General features: G+C 64.0%; 19 protein-coding genes and 1 pseudogene. 11 read left to right on the top strand and 9 right to left on the bottom strand.

The features are described 5' to 3' along the window. A partial coding sequence (locus tag ACLIBK_RS24250; RefSeq protein ID WP_415389880.1) for a recombinase family protein occupies positions 1 to 546 on the bottom strand: 546 nt, incomplete at its 3' end. Beyond that, positions 546 to 1,145, bottom strand: a complete 600-nt coding sequence (locus tag ACLIBK_RS24255; protein WP_415389881.1) for a DUF3489 domain-containing protein — start codon at positions 1,143 to 1,145, stop codon at positions 546 to 548. The genes ACLIBK_RS24255 and ACLIBK_RS24250, both read right to left, overlap by 1 nt. A 107-nt stretch (positions 1,146 to 1,252) precedes the next feature. Between ACLIBK_RS24255 and ACLIBK_RS24260 the strand changes: the two genes are divergently transcribed. From ACLIBK_RS24260 to ACLIBK_RS24275, 4 genes are all read left to right on the top strand, one after another. Then, on the top strand, positions 1,253 to 2,062 hold the full coding sequence (locus tag ACLIBK_RS24260; protein WP_415389882.1) for a YopT-type cysteine protease domain-containing protein: 810 nt from the start codon (positions 1,253 to 1,255) through the stop codon (positions 2,060 to 2,062). A 450-nt stretch (positions 2,063 to 2,512) separates the two neighbouring features. Next, complete coding sequence (locus ACLIBK_RS24265; protein WP_415389883.1) at positions 2,513 to 2,854, top strand: DUF1488 family protein; 342 nt, start codon at positions 2,513 to 2,515, stop codon at positions 2,852 to 2,854. A 38-nt stretch (positions 2,855 to 2,892) separates the two neighbouring features. Beyond that, positions 2,893 to 3,498, top strand: coding sequence for a hypothetical protein (locus ACLIBK_RS24270; protein ID WP_415389884.1), 606 nt, complete (start codon positions 2,893 to 2,895; stop codon positions 3,496 to 3,498). Further along, complete coding sequence (locus ACLIBK_RS24275) at positions 3,495 to 3,965, top strand: ArsC/Spx/MgsR family protein (protein WP_415389885.1); 471 nt, start codon at positions 3,495 to 3,497, stop codon at positions 3,963 to 3,965. Before ACLIBK_RS24270 ends, ACLIBK_RS24275 begins: the two co-directional genes overlap by 4 nt. 510 nt (positions 3,966 to 4,475) lie before the next feature. On the opposite strand, the gene ACLIBK_RS24280 is transcribed toward ACLIBK_RS24275, so the two are convergent. Beyond that, positions 4,476 to 4,874 carry a hypothetical protein gene (locus ACLIBK_RS24280; RefSeq protein ID WP_415389886.1) on the bottom strand — a complete coding sequence of 133 codons (399 nt, stop codon included), beginning with the start codon at positions 4,872 to 4,874 and terminating at the stop codon, positions 4,476 to 4,478. 127 nt (positions 4,875 to 5,001) lie between these two features. Between ACLIBK_RS24280 and ACLIBK_RS24285 the strand changes: the two genes are divergently transcribed. From ACLIBK_RS24285 to ACLIBK_RS24310, 6 genes are all read left to right on the top strand, one after another. Then, the gene (locus tag ACLIBK_RS24285; protein ID WP_415389887.1) at positions 5,002 to 5,154 is read left to right on the top strand and encodes a hypothetical protein; all 153 of its coding nucleotides are present in this window, start codon (positions 5,002 to 5,004) and stop codon (positions 5,152 to 5,154) included. Between the two features lie 340 nt (positions 5,155 to 5,494). Next, positions 5,495 to 5,785 (top strand): hypothetical protein, encoded by a 291-nt coding sequence (locus tag ACLIBK_RS24290; RefSeq protein ID WP_415389888.1) that lies wholly within the window; start codon positions 5,495 to 5,497, stop codon positions 5,783 to 5,785. Between the two features lie 244 nt (positions 5,786 to 6,029). After that, the gene (locus tag ACLIBK_RS24295) at positions 6,030 to 6,773 is read left to right on the top strand and encodes a Crp/Fnr family transcriptional regulator (protein WP_415389889.1); all 744 of its coding nucleotides are present in this window, start codon (positions 6,030 to 6,032) and stop codon (positions 6,771 to 6,773) included. 966 nt (positions 6,774 to 7,739) lie between these two features. Next, a complete protein-coding gene (locus ACLIBK_RS24300; protein WP_415389890.1) occupies positions 7,740 to 8,681 on the top strand; it encodes a hypothetical protein in 942 nt (313 codons plus the stop codon). Positions 8,682 to 8,708: 27 nt separating this feature from the next. Then, positions 8,709 to 10,025 (top strand): serine/threonine protein kinase, encoded by a 1,317-nt coding sequence (locus tag ACLIBK_RS24305; protein WP_415389891.1) that lies wholly within the window; start codon positions 8,709 to 8,711, stop codon positions 10,023 to 10,025. Positions 10,026 to 10,312: 287 nt separating this feature from the next. Then, positions 10,313 to 11,332 carry a metallophosphoesterase gene (locus ACLIBK_RS24310; RefSeq protein WP_415389892.1) on the top strand — a complete coding sequence of 340 codons (1,020 nt, stop codon included), beginning with the start codon at positions 10,313 to 10,315 and terminating at the stop codon, positions 11,330 to 11,332. A 746-nt stretch (positions 11,333 to 12,078) separates the two neighbouring features. Here the strand turns inward: ACLIBK_RS24310 and lpxD are convergent. From lpxD to ACLIBK_RS24340, 6 genes are all read right to left on the bottom strand, one after another. Continuing rightward, positions 12,079 to 13,107: a UDP-3-O-(3-hydroxymyristoyl)glucosamine N-acyltransferase gene (lpxD, locus tag ACLIBK_RS24315; RefSeq protein WP_415389893.1), complete on the bottom strand. Its 1,029-nt coding sequence runs from the start codon at positions 13,105 to 13,107 to the stop codon at positions 12,079 to 12,081. Between the two features lie 261 nt (positions 13,108 to 13,368). Then, positions 13,369 to 13,569: a hypothetical protein gene (locus ACLIBK_RS24320; protein ID WP_415389894.1), complete on the bottom strand. Its 201-nt coding sequence runs from the start codon at positions 13,567 to 13,569 to the stop codon at positions 13,369 to 13,371. Positions 13,570 to 14,025: 456 nt separating this feature from the next. Continuing rightward, the gene (locus tag ACLIBK_RS24325) at positions 14,026 to 14,445 is read right to left on the bottom strand and encodes a response regulator (RefSeq protein WP_415389895.1); all 420 of its coding nucleotides are present in this window, start codon (positions 14,443 to 14,445) and stop codon (positions 14,026 to 14,028) included. A 713-nt stretch (positions 14,446 to 15,158) separates the two neighbouring features. Continuing rightward, positions 15,159 to 15,566: a helix-turn-helix domain-containing protein gene (locus ACLIBK_RS24330; protein WP_415389897.1), complete on the bottom strand. Its 408-nt coding sequence runs from the start codon at positions 15,564 to 15,566 to the stop codon at positions 15,159 to 15,161. Continuing rightward, the gene (locus tag ACLIBK_RS24335; RefSeq protein ID WP_415389898.1) at positions 15,460 to 15,792 is read right to left on the bottom strand and encodes a hypothetical protein; all 333 of its coding nucleotides are present in this window, start codon (positions 15,790 to 15,792) and stop codon (positions 15,460 to 15,462) included. Before ACLIBK_RS24335 ends, ACLIBK_RS24330 begins: the two co-directional genes overlap by 107 nt. Before the next feature lie 2,352 nt (positions 15,793 to 18,144). Further along, entirely contained in the window at positions 18,145 to 18,651 is a 507-nt protein-coding gene (locus ACLIBK_RS24340; RefSeq protein ID WP_415389896.1) for an NYN domain-containing protein, read from the bottom strand. Positions 18,652 to 18,969: 318 nt separating this feature from the next. On the opposite strand from ACLIBK_RS24340, the pseudogene ACLIBK_RS24345 reads away from it, so the two are divergent. After that, positions 18,970 to 20,110, top strand: a pseudogene (locus tag ACLIBK_RS24345) (IS3 family transposase). The last annotated feature ends 251 nt before the right edge of the window (positions 20,111 to 20,361 follow it).

Consider the following 20,361-nt stretch of genomic DNA (forward strand, 5'->3'; position numbering starts at 1 on the left):
TATCAGCCGGTGGGCCGCCTGCTCTGCCGCCCGCCGCCTCACTCGCGCCGCAGCGCCAGCACAGGGCGGCACCGCCGGCCGGTGCCCACGATCGCCGCCCAGCACCGCCCCACGCGCCCGTGCGGCCGCCAGCGCTGCCCGGGTCCGCTCCGAGATCAGCTCCCGCTCCTTCTGCGCCATCGCCGCGTAGACCCGCATCATCAGGTCGTCCGCCCCGGGCATATCGGCTGCTCGGATCGACAGCCCTTCCTCGAGCAGACCCGAGAGGGTGTGGGCACGGCGGGTGATCCGGTCCAGTCGTGCCACCACCAGCGTCGCCCCGAGCTGACGGCAGCGGGCCAGTGCGGCCTGGAACCCCGGCCGGCGGTCGTCCTTGCCGCTGGCCACGTCGGAGTACTCGGCGACCAAGGTCCAACCCTGGGCTGCCACGAATGTCCGCACGCTGGCCTGCTGCGCCTCGAGCCCCAGGCCGCTGTGCCCCTGCTCGGCGGTGGACACTCGGTAGAGCGCCACCGCGTAGCGCGAGCCTGTGCTGGTCCGGCGCATTAGCCTGCCTCCGCCACACGGTAAACGGAGTAGCTGCCCTTGGCCCCTGCCCTGCCCGGGCCGACTTGGCGCACGCGTTCCACTACGTCGATCGGGATGCCGCGCCGTTTCAGGCCGGCCAGGAAGCCGCGGACGGTGTGAGGTGCCCAGCCGGTCGCCTCGACTACCTGGGCCACGGTGGCGCCCTCGGGGCGGCGCAGCAGGGCCAGCACAGCAGCCTGCTTGGTGCCGGCGCGTGGGGTGCGCTGTCCACTGGGGGCGGGCTGGGCGGACCTCCTGGCCAAGGAGGTGCGGAGCCGTTCCAGCGCCGTTGACAGGGTGTCGGGCCTGCCCTGGGCGTCCCACGCCGCCAGGACGGCCTGAGCGGCCGCACGCAAGCCGCCAGGAGCGTATGTGGGCGCCTCGACAGGCTGGCCTCCTCCCGTGGGAGCGCCAGCGGCGGCCAGGCCAAGCTCGCTGGCGCGCGGGTCCAGCCGATCCTCCTGGATAGGAGCAGGCTTCTGGGCCAGCAGCCCGGTCTTGAGCAGGGAAACGATGATCGCCTGCCGTGGCGGCGCGGGGAAATCGGGTAGTGTGGCAGCATGGTTCTGCTTTGCCATCGCAGGGCTCCGGTGCGGCTGGCCCGACCTCCGGGTGCCGCTACGACCCCGAGCCCCGCCGAAACTTGGTCGGTGGAGCATGGCTGACTCGTGATGCAGCGGCGCCGATGCGTGCTTCGCTCAATCTGCAGCACAAGCCAAGCGGCAGCAGTACGCGACGATCACTGGAGGGCGCATTTCACGCCTTTGTTGCAGCCAATAGGCTGGCCATGTTTCCATGCCGCAAGGAAATTTTGGGGGCAGCTTCGGTGTCTCTATGGAACGAAGTCACCGTCAAGGCGTGGAACGACGGCGTGCTCGTCTACGCGATGGACCAGATGGACACGGCTGGTGCCCGAGCGCCCAACGGCTGCCCGCAAGGGTACTGCTTCGGTTTGGCTTCGGTCTGGATGAGAGGCCTCTGGAAGGGGGAGGATTACCCGTACGACGCTGCCACGCGGGAGTGCACCGACACGAACTGGAATGCTGTCCAGACCCAAAAGGTTTTCGACGGTGAACTCGCCCGTGCTGAGCAGATCGAGAAAGCCACGCGTGTCGAGGGCGATATCTGGCCGGCGGTGCGCAACGGCTTCCGGCGAGCCCGATTGAAGTTGAACAACGGCCGATCCCAAGCCTCCAAAGGAGGCGTTGAAGGAACCGGCATCTACAATGCCCTGCAGGTTGGAACCAATGACACGCCTGGTGGCGATGGCGTGTACCTCGTGTCCATGCGAGGGATCTACGGAGCGCATGCCTTTGCTATCGCTAACCTCGGCGACGAGTGGTGGCGGCTGTTCGATGGTAACTACGGCCACTTCTGCATGAAGGGCAACAAGACGTTCAAGAAGTTCCTGGAGTGGTACATCAGCGGTGGAGGAACTAGCTACCGCTTCAGGTACGGCGGATCGTGGCTCTCCGCAAATGCATCACCCGATTAGCATTAGCTCCCCGTGTCCACTCCCGGGAGTGACGCACAGCGACCGCGCATGGCAGGTATGGAAGCAGTCGCACTACCTGCCATTTGCCTCGCGTTCCCGACGCTCAACAGCCTCGGCTGTAACGTCTGCGGAGATCCTGGCAAGGGTTGCTTCCAGGGGATTGCGGGCTGCTGCCACGTCCGGAGAGGCTTCGCGCCGGATGGCTTCCTGTCGACGAGCGTATTCCCGCCTGGCTGCATCCACCAAGTCTGCCCTGCTGTCATGAGGCATACTGCTTCTCCTGTCGCTGTGGAGGTCGTCGCGAGCGAGTTTTCCGGAGCCGACCACCTGGCCGGCTCTCTGGTTCTGTACTGTGTCGCCCTTGTTTCAACCTATCCTGCGATCCATGTAATGCCCTGCCCGTCGATATGTAAGAAGCATGTATCCCGGCCCTTCCTGAAAGGAATGGCAATGATGCTCTACTCGGCAAGATCTCTATTACCTTTCTGTGCTCGCTGGGCTGAACGGCGTGTGTTCTTCGAGATATTTGTAAATGGCCACGCGATGCCCTGCGCCATTTCGGGTGCCGCCCTCGAAGAAATTGCTAAACACCGTCATGTAACCGCGAGAGATGCATTGGCCTGCTTCGAGCAATCGCGGGATCGCATTGAGGCAGTCGCACGCAAGAAGGCTCACAGGCGCGCTGAAGGTGCGTCCGGTTTGCTGAACCTGTGGACAGGTGACCTCGACGAGCCTCCGCCCGAGGGTGCGCCAATGATGGCTTTTGCCGTCGAGCAGCAGCGGGCGGCTTGACCTTACCGTACCCCGAAGGATTCGGGGTTGGCTCAGCGATGATCGGAGAACAGCGTGGCCAAGGGTCAGAAGCGAAGCACTCGGGAAGCCAAGAAGCCGAAGGCCGACAAGAAGCCGGCGGGGCCCGCAACATCCCAGTTCTTAACGCCACCAAAGACGCCGGCGAAGCCAACTGGATCGGGTCGATGATGCGCCCCTTGCCACCGCTGTCCACGGTGTCAGCGCTGCCCTCACTGCTCTCGATCCAGTTCGAGGTGCGCCACCGCGAGCAAAGAGTGGTGTGCCGTGTGTTGAATGAAGCGCTGGAAGGTGCGTCCAGGCTGGAAGCATCTGCAACAGATCTTCACCGACGAAAGTCCTTCGATCGGTTCCGGATGCTGATCGACGCTGCTGCGAAGCTGAAGCTTACGACACTGCCGGGCAATGTCGTGCAGCCTCTGCTGATCTGTTCGGAGGACCTGCTTCGCGTCCCGCCCGAGCACGGTGTCCCACAGTTCGGCAGCAAGCCCTTGGAGCGATCTGGAGGAACTGTAGTCGCGCCATCGGCGGGGGGAGAGCAAGGCACAAATGCGCGCAGTCCGGAAACGTCTGGGCAACCCGTGAGCATTGCTGGGAAGCGGCAGGTCGTCGTGACGCTCGCATGACCGGCATTTCCGCGATCGGTCATGCTCAGTGTGCGGTTACAATTTTTTATGATCCTGACGTCTCCGTCTCACGCGACGTCATAGCGCTGGTTCGCAACTCCGGTATCGAGCCGGAACTCGTCGAAGTACGACAAGCACCTCCGGCACGAGACCGCCTCCTGGATTTGCTTCGGCGCATGGACGCGCCTCCACGTGCTCTCCTGCGTCTCGACAGCCCCCTGTATGACTCGCTCCATCTCAGCGATCCGGACTTGCCAAACACTGCTTTGGTGGATGCCATGCTGAGCCATCCAGAGCTAATGGCTGGCCCAATTGTTGAAACGCCTCTGGGCGTTCGCCTGACCGTACCCGCCGAGACGGTGTTGAACATTCTTCCGGATGCGCAGATCGGGGCCTTCACAAAAGAGGACGGCCAACACGTCATCGATGCACAAGGACGCCGGGTTGACCGCGAAGGTTCGGACTGAGGGCTTCCGAACGGCATCCCTGCTCTTCATACCTGTTGCATGGGGCCAAGTACCGCAGGAGTATCGAACCTCCCCGCGCTGCCCTCAGAGTTCGCGCTATGAGGTCGCTCTCGGTGACCGGTGTCGAGGAAAGCATCCACTTGAGATGAGACGTGCGGCGGTGCGGGCGCCCCCTGCCGTTGTGGGTCCGCCTGTCCCCACATCCTACGTGCTGCAAAAGCTGCTCGCCGAAGCGCCGGCCCAGGTGACACTTGCTTGGTTGGTCGACCACTCGCGAGAGCGGTCCTTCGGAATTGTCCTTCTCCTGCTGGGGGTAGTGGGCCTGCTGCCGTCGCGGTTCGCCTGTTCCGCAGTGTAAGCGTGCGTGCCTACCACGACCTCACCATCGTTCAGCCTGGCGGCGATGGGCCAAAGTGGCCGTGTGGAATATCCAGGAATTTCCAGGGGCTGTTCCGCTGAAAGCACGGCGTAACGCTTCATCGTGCGCCAGACGCAGGAGGATGGACCGGATCAGGTCGGTGGCAGCACGCCGTCCTTGCTCACCGTCACCCGTGGGACGGCGAGCTGCCCGTCTGAACCGGGCGCGGCGTTGATCAGCACGGTGGCGCCGACCACCAAGTCACTGCGAGCGGCAGATATGGGCATCACCAGTGGGGTCTCGGGAGTTACCTGCAGCCGGACACTCTGGCCGTTGATGCTCAGTGTCAGGTTGCGACCACCGCTGCTCTCGACCACAGCCTGCACCGGGCCGTCGTTCATCGAGGTGTTCGGTGCCAGATCCCAGGCAACCTGGCGTTCAGAAATCCGCACTCCGGGCGGCAGCACGGTGACTGCCACTGCACGCAGGTCACCGTTGTCGCCAGGCACAGCCACAGCCCCGACCGAGGTACCTGGGGTGATGTCCGCCAAGGAGCACATCGCCCTCACCGCCCCCGACATCATGAGCGAGAACCCCGCACAGCTCGGCATCGCCTTCGCCTGAACTAGAGGCGTTGCTGCACCACTGGGGTCCGGCGACACCGGCCTCACCCGCGATGTGCTGGCCGAGCTGCGCCAGCACATCGAGGAGCAGGACACCATCGCGGCCCGGATGCCGGCCCTGGCCCAGCAACCCGGCTGGGATGCCCGCATGGTGTTCCTGCGCGACGCGGTAGAGGTGATTGAACTGCGACACGGTGGGCCTGCTTAGCCGAAGCGGTGGCCAGTAGAGGCTGCCAAGCAAGACTGCGTGCGCTTTCGCACTGGGCGAACCGCCCAGCACCCCCATATTGGAGTGTATCGCCCGCCGCGATCCTTCGGTGCGGGCGACTGAGAGAGGCAAGTGCTCCCGCCGACTAGCGCAGGAGCTGAATATGATCCTTCCCGCCCGGCCTTTGGCCGTGATTGCGCACCAGGATTTGGCGTGCCTCAACGGTTCTGCGGTGAGCCACCCTGCTCGCGAGCAGGCCGGCGTGCCCGCGCACCAATCGGGGGTCTAATCTCCCATGCCTACTCGCACGTCCACCGACTATGTGTCCGCAATCTTTAGTTTGGCAACCAAGGTTCAGGAACATCCGGCCGATCAGCACGAAGCCATGTGGGAGCAGCTGCAAGCGCTGGTCACGGAGGTCGCCACATGGCGGTTAATTGGATCCGATGGAACTAAGCTGGCCCGCGAGGTGCTCCAGCAGTTGCGGCAGCATATTGAGGATCACCTCTCCAAGGCCACCGGTATGCCATCCTTGGCCGCTCAGCCCGGATGGGACGATTGCACGGAATTCCTTCGCTACGCGGTAAGGGCAATCGAGGCCCACCGCATCGGGCCATTCCAAGAGCCTTAAGCTGGCTGACAGAGCCTATCTGGGCGACCATTTCTGTGGTGCGCAGCCATGAGTGACGGGAGCTACCCAAGGTAAGTGGGCAAGATGGCGCTCACAAATTACTGTAAAGCTATATCCTGTACACGATAGCACAACGCAGTCTGCTCCGTTGCTGCTAAGCCTCAGTGCATTACCTGCTGCGGCCTCACGGCGCGGGTAGCTGAGAGATGCGAGCGCTCCCGCCGGCACCTTTCGCGGGAGCCCCATGTTGGCCTTGTCCCTTCTACCCACGCCCAAGAACCGTCTCCTGTCGGCCTTGCCGGCCGACAGCCTCGCCCAGCTCTGGCCGCAGCTCACGCCCGTAGACCTCGCGTTCCGGCAGGTTCTGCACCTGCCGGAGAAGCCCATCACCGCCGTGTACTTCCTCGAAACGGCATGGGTCTCCATGATCGCCACGCTGGAGGACGGTGACGCCGCCGAAGTCGGCGTGATCGGCTATGAGGGTGTGGCTGGGATACCGGTCATTCTTGGAAGCGACCACGATGACCTTGAGGCCATGGTGCAGTGCCCCGGCGATGCCCTGAGCATCGGCACTACGGCCTTGCAGGAGGCGATGGACGCTGACCGGGTGCTACGCCATTTGCTGCTACGCTATGTGCTGGTGCACCACGGGCAGGTCGCCCGCACCGCGGCCTGCAACGGCCACCACTACACCGAGCAACGCCTGGCTCGATGGCTGCTGATCGCGCACGACCGATCTTGCGGGGACGACTTCCCAATGACGCACGAGCTGCTGGGAATGATGCTGGCCGTGCGCCGTGCAGGCGTCACTGTCGCGGCGGGTAGCCTGCAGAAGGCGGGGCTAATCCGCTACGAGCGGGGCAGGATCACCATCACCGACCGGGCTGGGCTCGAGAACGTATCTTGCGAGTGCTACGGCGTGGTCCGGCGGGCGTCGGACAAGTTCCTCAGTGCGGATGACGGCGGCAGAAGTGCGTACCGACGCTGACGTAAGAGAGATGGTTGCTGCTCCTCGAGCGTAGCGTTTCCTGTCTGGCGTTCAAGGCGGGTGTAACGCGTGGCCAAGCGCCTGTAGGCGGCGCTGAGGTCCGGGCATTCACGATGGTACTCGGCCCTCTCCTGCGCCTGTGTCGCGACGAACCGATAGCGTTCTGCTGTGTCCAACTTGCCACCCCTCTATCACCGGGGTTGTGGGCTCGCAGGGCCAGATACTCTGTCCGCTTTCATGCGTCACATCCTCTGCCGCTCGCCTTGAAACACCACAATGATGTGAAGGCAGGCCTTTTGGGCGGAGATCACCGTGGGCCGGCGGTCGAAGCGGCTGACAGGAGTTGGTAGTCCTTCTGGGCCAGGGCGGTGCGGAGTTGTTTCACAGCTGCCAAGAGGATGGCGGGCGTGCCCAGGGCGTTGCAGGCAGCCAGGGCGGTCTGAACGGTCCCACGTAGACCGCCAGGAGCGCGAGTGGGCACCTCAGCGAGCGCCCCCTCGCGTAGGCGGCGAGCGGGCACAGTCGGGCCAGGCTCGGTGGCGCGGGGATGTCGGGTTGCGTGGCGCTATAGCTCTGCTTGACCATCGTGGGGCTCCGGTGCGGCTGACCCAACGTCCGGGTGCCGCTACCAGCCCGAGCCCCGCCGACCGATGGTCGGTGGAGCGTGACCGCGTCGTAGCGTGCTACGGCCGTGCCGATGCACCGTTCGCTCAACCTCCAGCACAAGCCAAGCGGCGCGCGCGGTCTAACCCTTTTGATGGCCTGAGCCCTGGGGATGACCGGCTGCTCTTGGCATGAGGAGCGCAGCGGGTTTGCTGAGAGAGAGCTTGTACCCGCAGCGGCCGGCTCGATTACGGGACTTGCGTGGTGCGAACCCGGCGAAGCGTTGAACTTCCTCCTCTCCGCTCCGTTACCTGCAGGTGCAGATCGCCCCCGGTCCGTAGGCCTTGTTTGTGGAGTAGTTGAATGAGCAGCACTGAGCACGCGCCGACCCCGCCCACCACTGATGCTGGGTCCGGTTTGGAATCTGGAGCGATGCCTGGCGCAGCTGAAGCGGCACCCGAGGCCGGTGCGGTGACGAACGCTCCTATGAACGCGAGCGAACCTTCCCCGGAACCAGAGCCTGCCCCCGGCGCTTCCATTGGCATCGCCGAACCCGCGGCCAGTCTCCAAGCCCCGCAGACCCGTGGCAAGACGAAGGGTGTCGCCGACATCGTCTTCGTCGTCGACGTCAGCGGCAGCATGGCACCCTGCATCGATGCGCTTCGCTACAACATCGAGGCCTTCGTGGACTCCCTGAGCCGAGGCGACGCGAACAACGCAGCCCCCGTTAAGGACTGGCGCGCCAAGGTCGTCGGCTACCGGGACCTGGAGAGTGCCGAGAAGGAAGGGCTGCCCTGGATCGTCGACAACCCCTTCGTGCGGGATGCGGCTGAACTGAAAGCGCAACTCGGGACGCTGAGCGCGGCCGGCGGTGGCGATGAGCCGGAATCACTCCTCGACGCGCTCTACAAGATTGCCACGATGGAGGCGCTCCCGAAGGGGATCCAGACCATTGATCCCGGCAAGTGGCGCTACCGGAGCGACGCTGCCCGAGTGGTCGTCGTGTTTACCGATGCCTCCTTCAAGGAAACGATGAGCCTTCCTGAGGCGAAGGGCGGATCGCTCCAGGACGTGGCGAACGTCGTCATGGCCAATCGTATTATTCTCAGCCTCTTTGCGCCCAACTTCGAGGGCTATGACCGGCTGAGCCAGATCGACAAGTCGGAGTGGGAAGTAGTGGAGTTCGAGGGCCTGAACCCACAAGAAGCCCTGCAGAAGTTCACCTCCGATCCCGCGAACTTTCGGAACACGCTAAAGCAGCTCGCGGCCAGCGTGTCCCGATCGGCTGAGACCGTGGCACTTTGAGCGCCCGTATCGCCTGAGCCGACCGCCATGGCAAAGAAGCTGAAAGTCGGCGACGTTATCCACGGCTACCGCATCACCAAGGTATTCGGGCCGGGGATGATGGCGATCTCCTACGCGGCGCAGGCGCCGACAGGCCAGAAAGTCTTCTTCAAGCAGTACAAGTCGCCCGCGCCGACGGTGGTCTGGTACAAGGCTTTCGTCGGGTATCAGAAGGAGCTCTCGGCCCGCGTGCTGGGCGGTAAAGCCGGACGGTTCGCGGTCCGCCAAGTGGATGCCTTCGAGGAGATCTGGGGCGGCCGCTGCTACTTTCAGGCCTACGAGTTCGTCGAGAACGGTGCCGACCTCCAGCACGTCCTCGACGAAGAGCGCGAGCAGCACCGCCGGACAGGCACGGCGCCGGCGGGCGATCCCGCCATCTGGGCGCAGCACGTGACCTGGGCCAAGGTCCTTATGGCTGGGATAGCTGCGCTCCATGAGTCCAGAGTCGTCCACGCAGACCTCAAGCCCGCCAACGCCTACCTGATCAAGGACCCGACGATCGGCTCAGGATACCAGCTTAAGCTGATCGACATGGACTTCTCGCTGCTCGCGGACCAGCGGGCTCCCTGGCACGGCTTCCAGGGCTATGTCGGCACCGACAACTACCGTTCGCCGGAGCATCTCGTCCGCGGCGGGGTGCCAGTGCCGGCCTCGGACGTCTTCACTTGTGGGCTAATGCTCTACGAGCTGCTGGCCGGGCAGCACCCGTACTGGTCGGAGGACCCGGGTGAGTATGCGAGACGAGTTCAGGCCTATGAGGCCAAGCCGCCGGCCCTGATCGGCCTGATGCCGGAGCCGGCCGCCAATGCCGATGTCAGCGCGGCCCTGCATCGCTGCCTCTCCCCTGACCGGGCGGCCCGGCCCACCGCGGAGGAACTCCGCCTTGTGCTCAGCGGCCGGAATCGGAAACCCGAGCCTGCGCCGGCCCCGCTGAAGGGGGTTCCGATTTCGCCCCCCTCAGGCGCTGCGACTTCGTCGCCAGGCAGGCCGCTTGTTTCCGAAATAATTGAGCTGCAGGGCGGCGGCAAATCGCTGGCGATCAGGGTCCGCACCGAACTCGGGAAAAGCCTCATGCGGCAGTTCGGGCCGGAGGCAGAATTCTGGGACAACCGCCAGTGCGTAATTGAGCGCGGGCCCGCCGGGCAGTGGGTGCTAGTGCCGGTCGGCCCGACGGTGAACGAGACCCTCGTGAACGGAAGCGCCCTGAAGTCGCCTCGCCCCCTGAACCAAGGCGATATCATTGCTGCCGGTCGCGAGTCCAAGGGGGTCGCCAAGCTGCCGCTCACGCTGCGCGCAGGCCGATGAGCGACGTGCCAGAGACCCCGCCCGTGAGCCAGCCGGTGCCCGCAGCACCGGAGCCCGCAATGCGTCCCTGCCTGGCTCCTGCCTCCCCCAGCACATCCGCCGGCGACGTCGCGCCAACGTACGCGGCCGAGGCCGTGGACCCGGCACCACCGCCCGTACCTCTGATACCGGAGCAGGCCGCGGATCCTCCCGTCACCGAAATCCCAATCCCGCCCCCTCGGGACATCACCGACCTAGACTGGGACGCTGTCCGCCGGGCAGTCGATCCCGCCGCGCTACGCGCCCGAATGCGCGCGACGGTCGAGGCCATGGAGGAGTTGCTGGACCGCGCAGGCGGGCCCGGTCTGCTCTTTGACCGCGACCGATTCGGCCCTGGCGATAGGGCTATCCGGGTCAGTGAGGTGCCAAGCACGGTTCCGCTCTGGATCATCGGGGACCTGCACGGTGATCTTCTGGCGCTGGAGGCGGCGCTCGCCGTGATCGATGGGGAGAGCGCCAAGTCCGGCGCGGAGCGGCCCCGGATCGTCTTCCTTGGTGATTTCTTCGACGATGAGGGATACGGCCTCGAAGTCCTGCTGCGTGTGTTCGAGTTGGTCCTTGAGGCGCCCGAGTGCATCTGCGTCATCGCCGGCAACCATGACGAGGCGCTGTCCTATGACGGCGTGCATTTCGCCTCGAGCGTCTCCCCTGCTGACTTCTCAGATTTCCTGAACGCCCATGTCAGCCACGAGTGGATTGAACGGGTGGGCAAGACCGCTGTCCGTTTCTTCACGACAGCGCCCCGCGCGCTGTTCCTCCCGGACGGGCTCCTGATCGCGCATGCAGGATTCCCTTTGACCGACCTGCACGCGCGGCTCTCGGCGAGCGGTGACTGGAACGACCCGGCCTGCCTCACCGACTTCACATGGACCCGGGCGCACCCAACAGCCCGTCGGAAGATACCCAACCGCTACTCCCGGGGAAGCCAGTTCGGCTACGAGGACTTCGCGGCCTTCTGCGAGGTCAGCCGAGGCCTCGGCCGGCCCGTGACGCACATGGTGCGCGGGCATGACCATGTCGAAGAGCGCTATGCCATCTACCCCGCCTACCGGGCCCGACCGGTGCTGACGACTGTGGCGCTCTCGCGCCGCCTGCCCCGCGAGGCATTCGGGCCGCGCGAAAGGGTCCCAACGCTCGCGCGCTACGTGGAAGGCTCCCTTGCCCAGGTCTATCGAATGCACCTCCCCTTGGCCTTGATCGACGCGGTCTATCCGCAGGTGCCTGAAGAGAGCGTCGCAACGCCACCGAACCCGGAGCGGGGGCCATGAGCAGTGTAGTCCTGCGGTGCCCAAGCTGCGGAACCACCCAGGCCGCCCTCGGCGAATGCGATGCCTGCCACGAGGCTCAGGTCCGGTACTTCTGCACGAACCATGCTCCCGGCCAGTGGCTGACATCCCCGAGATGCCCACAATGCGGTGCGCAGTTCGGGGTAGCCGACCCCGTGCGGGGCGCTGCTACATCACCCGCTCGGCCGACCGTTCAGCCGGAACGGCAAAGTGTCCCGGCACCGCAGGTTTCGACACCGAGGCCTATTACCGTACCTGCACCTGCACGTGCGCCCCGGCGAAGACTCAACCCGTGGGGACCGGGTTTGCCCGGTTCTGAGAGCGTGGAGCGCGACGTTCTCCCTGGGCGCCTGCGCGACATGCTTGCAGCTGCATCACGACGCCGCCCCGTGACCGATATCGTCGCCTACGATGAAGCTCCCCCAACACCGGCAGCAAGGGCCGGATGTCTCGGCCGAGCGCTTCTGCTAGCCTTCCTGTTCATTGGTTTCCTCCTGTTGATGGCCGTTTTCGCTGGAGGATCGATCCTTCAAGTCCTTCTGAGTCTCTTCCTGGCCTCCTACAGCTGAACTGGCATCATACGCCCAGGATCGGGCTGTCCCGCTGAAAGCACGGCGTAATGCTTCATCGTGCTCCAGATGCAGGAAGATGGAACGGACTAGGTCGCTGGCAGCACGCCGTCCTTAACCAAATTTCCTGAGCAGGCTTCATGATGTACGCTGCAGCAGCTACTTCGGCGTTCGGCGTATCATACGTTTAAGGGCTGCCACCTGCCTGAAGAACTCCAGCCTCGGCTGAGCGGGACTGCCGACTACCGCCACACCAATTGGCACGTCCGACATCACGCCAGCTCCCGCTCCGATCCTGGCTCCTCTGCCAACACGCAGGTGTCCAGCTATCCCTGCCTGCCCGCCAATCTGGACGAAGTCCTCCAGTACGGTGGAGCCCGCTATGCCCACCTGCGCCACGACAACGCAGCATCGACCGAGGCGAACGTTGTGCGCGATCTGGACAAGATTATCGAGGCGAGAACCCGCGCCGACCACCGTATCCCCCGTCGATCCCCGGTCAATCGTGGTGTTGGCGCCGACCTCAACATCGTCCTCCAGGACCACCCGACCGAGGTGGGGAACTGACAAGAACCCAGTCTTGGTAGCGGCGAAGCTGAACCCTTCCTGTCCGATGCGGGCACCTGGATAGACGTACACGCGGGCGCCCAGGATGGCGTGGCTCAGGCTGGTATGCGCTCCAATCCGGCAATGAGGGCCAAGCACAACCCCCGCTCCTATAGCAACAAAGCTGCCAATCCGGCAGCCAGCACCGATCTCGGCTGCTGCTTCGACGACCGAGAAGGGGCCGATCTCCGCCGTGGGGTCGACGCGCGCAGTTTCAGCAATGACTGCTGACGGATGCACGCCTGGAGACAGCGGCGGCGCTGGATGAAATAGAGCAGCGACCCGCGCCCAACCGGCGTACGGCTCTACGGTCACAACAGGCACTGTTCCTGCCGGCACTAGCGCGACCATCTCTGGGTGGATAATTACTGCTCCAGCGGAGGTCTTCTCCAACGCTGAGGCGTAGCGCCGATTATCCAGGAAACTTACATCGGATGGACTTGCAATTTGCAGGGGCGCAACGCCTGTCAGCAGCAGGTCTACCTCGGGCGCGGTGCCGAAGGCTATCTCTGCAACTGAGCTGAGGGTGTACGGACTGCTTCGCGTAAAGAACCGTACGTCGGCGATGACTGCTTCGGGCATTCTTCATCCTTGCCCGGTGAATTCCGGCAATGCTCATTCTGGAGTGAGCTGGTTCCATCAGCGTTGCCCGCTAACTCAGACTTCTCGCAGCCAGTTCCAAGAACGTGGTGGTGCTCAGAATGTTGCGCTGAGGAGGTGCTTCGAACCTTAGAGGGCCTCTTAACTGGATCCTTTGCGCATGGAACTGTAGCTGCGCACGGAGCCCTCAGGCAGGCAGCTTGCACCTGCCCACCATATAGCACGACGGCGTTACACCCAATCTCAGTCCTGCGGCTGGCTGACCATCTCGCTCAGGACCGCAATAACGGCCACCTCACTTGGATGTCCCTTGAGGCTGTCGGCGACGTCGTTGAATACGGGCTTGAGGTCGTCTTCCAACAGACCTCGCGCGGCGAGGTGCCTCATGAGCGAGACGTTCAGCACCAGGGCAGCAAGCGCCACGGCTGAGGGATCGTGTGTCAAAGAAAGTGCCTCCATACGAACCAAGTTCGACGGGTTTTGAGGGTGCAGCCGAAGGGCGCGCCAGCTCGCCCCTCAGGGCGCCCGCTCCCACACGCCTGCCAGTGCTGCTGCCACATCGGTGGAGCGGAACACCTGTGTGCCGCAGGGCGAGAGTGCTGCGACCCAGTACTCGGTTGTGCGACAGATCCACCATGCACACTGCTGCCCAGGGGGAACGACAGAAAGGTAAGTCGCACCCTCGTTGTCTGGAGTTTCTTCAACCTTCCAAGCAGGGTTCCAGGCGAGGAACGCCTCTGCCTGCGACCAATCGCTGGATGTAGTTCCAGTTACTGGTCCGGTCGCGAGAAGCGGAAAGGCATCGGAGATCATGAAGCGAAATCCTCGCTGAGCCAGGTTTATGCCGGGTAAGCAGCACTGGCTGAGACGGGGCGTAGAGGCGCCGGAGTTGTGGCCTGCTCAAGACCTTGCAGAGGCGCTTTCAGGCTGTCTGGAGGTGATCTCTGGGCACCGCGGTGAGGTCTGCAGAAAGCCGCGTAGGGCTCCAATAAGGTCGGCCGGATGGACCGGTTTGGCGAGCGTGACTTCTGTGAGTCTCTGCGAGCGGGTCTCGAATGCCACGCAATGGCCGGTGACGAATACCACAGGAAGATGGGGTACCTGCTGCCTCATCCGCTCCACCAGTTCGAAGCCGTTCAGCCCCGGCACGCCCAGATCGATGTCCGTCACCAGTACTCGGCAGCCTCCAGCCTCCTCCAGCAGGGCAAGTGCCTCAGTAGGCGTAGCTGCCTCACGCACGTCCAGCCGCTCGCGTTCCAGCAAGCCACTGAGAACTCCTCGCATCAACTCGCTCCTGCCTACCAGCAGCACGTCGCACATGCGTTTCGGGTCCTTGATCTGGTCTGCCGCTCGCCATCCCGGCACCAGCCTCGGATCCATCATACAATCACAGCGTTTAAATGCTCTATCTTACTCAACCCATTTAGCTCATCGTCGCAGAGGTTGGGGCGTCGATGAGAGCCCCTGTTGACCATGTGGAGATGACCTGATGTTTCAATCTGTCCTACGCGCCGGCACCGTTGTGCTTGCTCTCGGCAGCCTTGCCGCCTGCACCCAGCCTGACCCGCTCAACACCGCCGGTCGCCCGGATGGCACGCCCGGCAACCCGCCTGGCACCGCCGTCTCCCGGGCTGCCGACCGCACGGGCGACCCGCTGAACACTGCCGGCCGGCCTGACGGTACGCCTGGGAACCCGCCTGGTACGGCGGCGTCTCGCGCCGTCGACCGCGCAGCCGGTACTAACACCTCGGGCGCTTATCCGGGCCAGTCGGATGGCACTCGCGCCAACCCTCGTGGCACGGCAGCGAGCCGCGCCCTAGGTACGACTGGCCGTTAAGTCAGAAACGCCGCCCCTGGGAGCAATCCCCGGGGTGGTTCAGGTTCGGGGCTCGACACGAGGGCTAGATGCACCCGCTCCGATGCTCCAGCACCTAGCTCCGTTCAAAAGGTGTCGTACTGCATCCCTCACCGCGCACCCGGACAGTCACCTCAGCTTGGAAGCGTTGTCGGCTTCCTGGGCATTATGGATAGGGTCAGGTGCGCACTCTAAGCCGCGGCTCGCTTTCCCAACTGGTCCCACAGTCGACCCCCTCGGTTTCCAGAGCGAACCGGATCAACTGCACAGCGCCTTTGCTTGTCGTACGAGCTCCATTCTCAAACAGGCGGACTACCTCGCGGGAAACACCGGCGAGCGCAGCCAGACGCACCTGCGTCCAGCCAAGAAGCTTTCTCGCTTCTGTGCACTGGTGCGGCGTCAGCACGTACTCCCCCACTGCGGCACTCCCCGATGGCTCAAGCACGGTCTGCGGAGTACTCTGGGTCTTCCCCGACCGGCTACTCGACATGCTGCTGAGCATCCGAGAACGCTGCATCGGCCGTGGCCATTCCACGCTCGCGCGGCTTGCGGGACTTCGAGATGCGTTCGAGCATCTCAGCCGCATAGAGGCCGGCCTCCCTGACATGCGGCGTGTCGGCCGGCACACAATCAAGGTCTCGGGCTGCATCGGAAGTCTTCGCTACGAACACAAGCATGGACACGATCTCTGCCAAATCATCTTGGGGCAGACGTGCCGCTATGGCGGCGATCGTCATCTCGAGGACAAGGAGCCTGGTACCAAGCGCTGCCGTGTCGCGATCGGGCACAGCAGGTTCCGTGTGGTAGTCCATAGACCGCGAGCCTCGCCGACATCAGCACACAGCTTAGGGTTGTATTGTACGATGGGGCAAGGCCACGTTCGTTGAACAAGGCTGGTGAAGCGTCCCCCGACTACGGCCGAGCGCCAGGGGGAATAAAGCAGCGCTCGGCCGGTCGTGGCTGCGTAGTCAGGGGGGGGGATCAGCACACGACCGTCCGAAAGATACAACATTTTAGACTCAAACGCTACTCATGGTTGCAGACGGAGTCCTGCGAAACGATGAGATCCGCCCGGCAGAAAGAACCACCGGGCGGCCTCTCACTGCCAAATAGTTCATTCACAAGCGTCCCCCCCCCCCGAACGCTTGGTAAGTTACAACGACGGAGCCCCCTCGCATCGTTGTACACGTATTAGTAGCATCTTAGAGTGCTAACACAAGTAGGCGACGTATGTGATTGAACTCTCCTGTTGCATCGGTGTGGGATCCTGTGGTTCGACCCTGCAGGTGTCGCCAGGCCAGCCACCATGGCCCCGCCCCATCTTCGGTCTGGGGCCAGCGAGCGTTCTCGAGCCGGTTGTGCTCAGTAGGCACAAGCCTGCAAGGCGATGCCGTCAGCTCTCCACAGCATTGGTCCCCTGAGCGCCCGCCCAGAGAATGTTTGCTCCCAGCTCCTACCGCTGCTCCAGTCGGACCCCAGACCAACTCTCTCCCAGTAAGTACAGGCCGCGCAGAAGCGCAGGTGTGGCCTAGGTTTTTGCTTGCAGGGTTGATGGTGCGACTTCGGAACGAGGGCTGAATTCTCTCTCCGGAGCGCGTTTCGTCTCCGAGGGTTGGGAGTTGGGCGATTTGGCCAACAACCTTTAGTGCTCTGATCTACATCGCTTTCGGCGATGGTGGCGGCCTCGGAAGTTCGAGGTTCGATCGCTGGGGCAGTGGCTCGCGCACACATCTCGATCGACCCCCAACCCGCCGCGATCGCCTCTCGTCGACCGTGGGTCTCCTTCGATGCTTCGCCGCGGGCGTAATGAGTTTGCCCTGGTGCGGCACCTTCCAGACTGGGATGATGATCTCGGCCCGATAATTCAGTCGCCGCTGCATCAACCGCGAAGGTGGCGTAACTCCCATGGCGAAGACCCCACGCGACGAGGATAAGCCCAAGAAAGTGGCCCGATCGGCAGCCAGCACCTCGGGAGCGCGATCCGCGGCTACAGGAGCCGCACGCAACACTGCTAAGCCCAACGTGGCTAGCAAGAAGCCGGCGACGCCAGTAGCGGCCCAGCGGGCACGCAGCACCAAGGCAGCTGCCGCCCCCAAAGCCAGCCAGAGAACGACTGCGAAGCCGAAGGTGGCTCGGACACCTGCTGTACAGGCCGCGGCCCGCAAAAGCCGGACAGCCGCAACTGTTGGGCAGAGAGCGACCGCCCGCACTACCCCGGCGAAGGGAACGACTGCGCCCGCAGTAGCCAAGCCTCAGGGTGCAGCATCGACCCGCGCCCGCGCAGCAGTTTCGAAGCCTGTGCCGAGCAAGGCCACGGCCACCAAGTCTCGTACATCGGCACCGCCCGCCAAGCAGGGCAGAGTTACGGCGGCTGTCTCCAAGCGACGCGAGTCCACCGTTGCCTCGACGAAGGCCAGGAAGGCTACAGCGGCAGGCGCCAGGACCACTGCGGCAAGGCCAGCGGCCAAACCCACTGCCGCCAAGTCTCGGGCCGTAGCAACCCCAGCCAAACAGGGTAGAGCCGCTGCGACAGCCCCGAAGGGGCGTACGGGTAGCGCTACTCCCGCCAAGTCCAAGAGCGCGAGCACGGCAGCCACCAGGACTAAGGCCGCGCTGCCACGGTCGACCAGCAGAGCAGCAGCCAAGCCCGAGGCAGCCAAGAAGCCGTCGGTGGGGAAAAGCAATCAGGCGTCACCGTCACCGGCTAAGCAGCAGCGGGTTCGTAGGCCGCGTGCGCAAGAACAGCCCGAAAGCACGCCACTGGTCGGCGCTCAGGTCAGCGGCGAGCAGCCGGTGGACGTCACAGCCAGCAGCGCGGGCCCTCTCGCGAGCACTGCGGCTGCGGTGCTGATCGCCATGACAGCCCCGACCGTGATGGCTGTGGAGACTGCTGCACTGGCGGCGGTACGCGTTCAAGAGGCTGTGGCATCGAGTGCTAACCTCATGGGAGTGGGTGTGCCGTCAGAACCAGCGCCGGACGAGGCGCATGAGGCGAGCGAGAACGAAGGTAGCAGGCAGGACGAAACGAGCTAGCTTGCGGCGCAACTCCCACCGTGGGCAGCGGGGAGGCAAGAGCATTGCGTTCACCCCTCCCCCAAGGCTGCCTACTCTGGGTCTTACCGGGACGCGAGCCCGACAAGGCAGGCCGTCGGGTCGCCAGGCCCTCAACCCAGGGCAAGGTCGCCGATGTAGGTGTCGAGTGCGTGGAAGGCCGTCGCCGCCTCACGCAGCTCCCTGCTGGCGTGGGACCAGTACAGGACGGTCACCGCAAACCCATCCGCTACCAGCTGCCGCACGGTGGGCTCGTAGTCGCCATCGCCTGCGACCAGGGTGATGCGGTCACGTGCAGGATCAGCGAAGCGGTAGCCGTCCCGGCACATGCGGGTCACCACGCTGGTGTCGACGCGCTTCTCCTTGCCTGAGAAGCCCCGCTCGACCGTGACCACCTCGAAACCGGCATTAGCAGCGTGGTGCCACATGCCCTCGTTGGTGTCCGTGACGCTGCCGAACACCACTGCCCTGGTTTGCCCCTCTGCTCGGACCAGGAGGTCCATCAACCGGTAGAGGTCGAGGCGGTACTCAAAGTCGATAACGCCCCGCTGACTGGCGTTGTGCAGGTTGTGAGCCATGCCTCGGGCGACAGCGCTGACCTTCTGCGCCTCAATGAACAAGTTGCTGCAATCCACGTAGGCAAGGTGAGCCAAACTCGGACGTCTCCCTGGTCATCCAGTGCAGGATAGCTTCACACCCATTTCTGAGTGCTATGCGGACCTGCCAGAATAATGCTCCTCGCGGGCATAACCCGGCAAAAGTGACTTATTCCGCTGATGGGCGGGCTGCGGATCTTCGGGGTTTCTGTGGGCGACGGCGGTGCCCGCCTGCGTGTGTTCGAGCTTGGCGAGTAGCTGGGATAGTAGGGCCTGTGAGGTGGTCCCCGGATTTCGGACAGGCGGTTAAGCTCGGTTCGCCTGCGAGAAGGACGGACCCAGATGACGGGCAAGCGAACGCGATATTCGGCGGATTCAAGGCGAAAGTTGCGCTGGAAGCGCTGCGGGGTGAGCTGACAGCGGCACAGTTGGCGGCCAAGCACGGCATTCACCAGACGATGGTCGGCGAGTGGAAGCGGCAGGCCATGGAAGGGCTGACGGCAGTATTCTCCGGCAAATCAGCGGTGCAGGAGAGTACGAAGGCGGCCGAGGCGGATGTCGAGAAGCTGCACGCCAAGATTGGCCAGTTGGTGGTGGAGCGGGATTTTTTGGCCAAAGCCTCCGGTCGATGAGGCTGGATCGGCGGCGCCAGATGATCGAGCCGGAGCATCCACGGTTGTCGATCGTACGGCAGTGCGAGCTGGTTTCGATCAGCCGGTCGGGGTTCTACCACCGGCCTGCCGGAGAGACGCCGCTGAACCTGGAACTGATGCGGCTGATCGATGCGCAGTTCCTGGAGGCGCCCTGGTACGGCACCCGGCAGATGGCGCGGCATCTGCGGCGGGAGAGCTACGCGGTGGGCCGCAAGCGCATCCGGCGGCTGATGGCGAAGATGCGCCTGGCGCCGATCTACCAGCGGCCACGGACGACGGTGCCGAACCCCGAGCACCGGGTCTTCCCCTACCTGCTGCGGGATTTGGCGATCGATCAGCCAAACCAGGTCTGGTGCGCCGACATTACCTACATTCCGATGCGGCGCGGCTTCCTCTACCTGGTCGCGGTGATGGACTGGGCGACGCGCAAGGTGCTGGCCTGGCGGGTGTCGAACACCATGGAGGTGGAGTTCTGCCTTGAGGTGCTGGAGGAGGCCATGGCGCGGTTCGGTCGGCCGGAGATCTTCAACACCGACCAGGGCAGCCAATTCACCTCGCCGCGGTTTACTGGCCTGCTACTGCAGGCCGGGATACGTATCTCGATGGACGGCCGCGGTCGCTGGATGGACAATGTCTTCATCGAACGGCTCTGGCGCAGCCTGAAGTATGAGTGCGTTTACCTACATGCCTTCGAGACCGGCTCAGAACTGAGGGCCGGGCTGTCGAAGTGGATCGGCTACTACAATGCCGCACGCCCACATAGCGCCCTGGCGGGGCAGACCCCCGATGAGGCCTTTGGGGCGAACGGGGTGGCGAAATTGGCGGCCTGACGAGAACCAGGACTGAGCTTATCCAGGCCGTCAAACTGTCCGATGGATGGGGACCACCTCACTGAAACAGTCTGTGTAGACAGCGTAAGTGAACAGCCAAAGATGGCCGAGAGCAAAACGTCCGTTCTTAGCACTACTTTGGCAGGACCAGATCCGGCGTTGCGCTGATCCACTTGCGGCAATGGGGGCATCGTGGCGGTGCTCGGGCGCGGAGCAGGCGGGTAACGAGGGCGGCCCGCACGGCGGGCAGA

It is taken from the genome of Roseomonas sp. BN140053, assembly GCF_047690175.1.
Classification (GTDB): domain Bacteria; phylum Pseudomonadota; class Alphaproteobacteria; order Acetobacterales; family Acetobacteraceae; genus Roseomonas.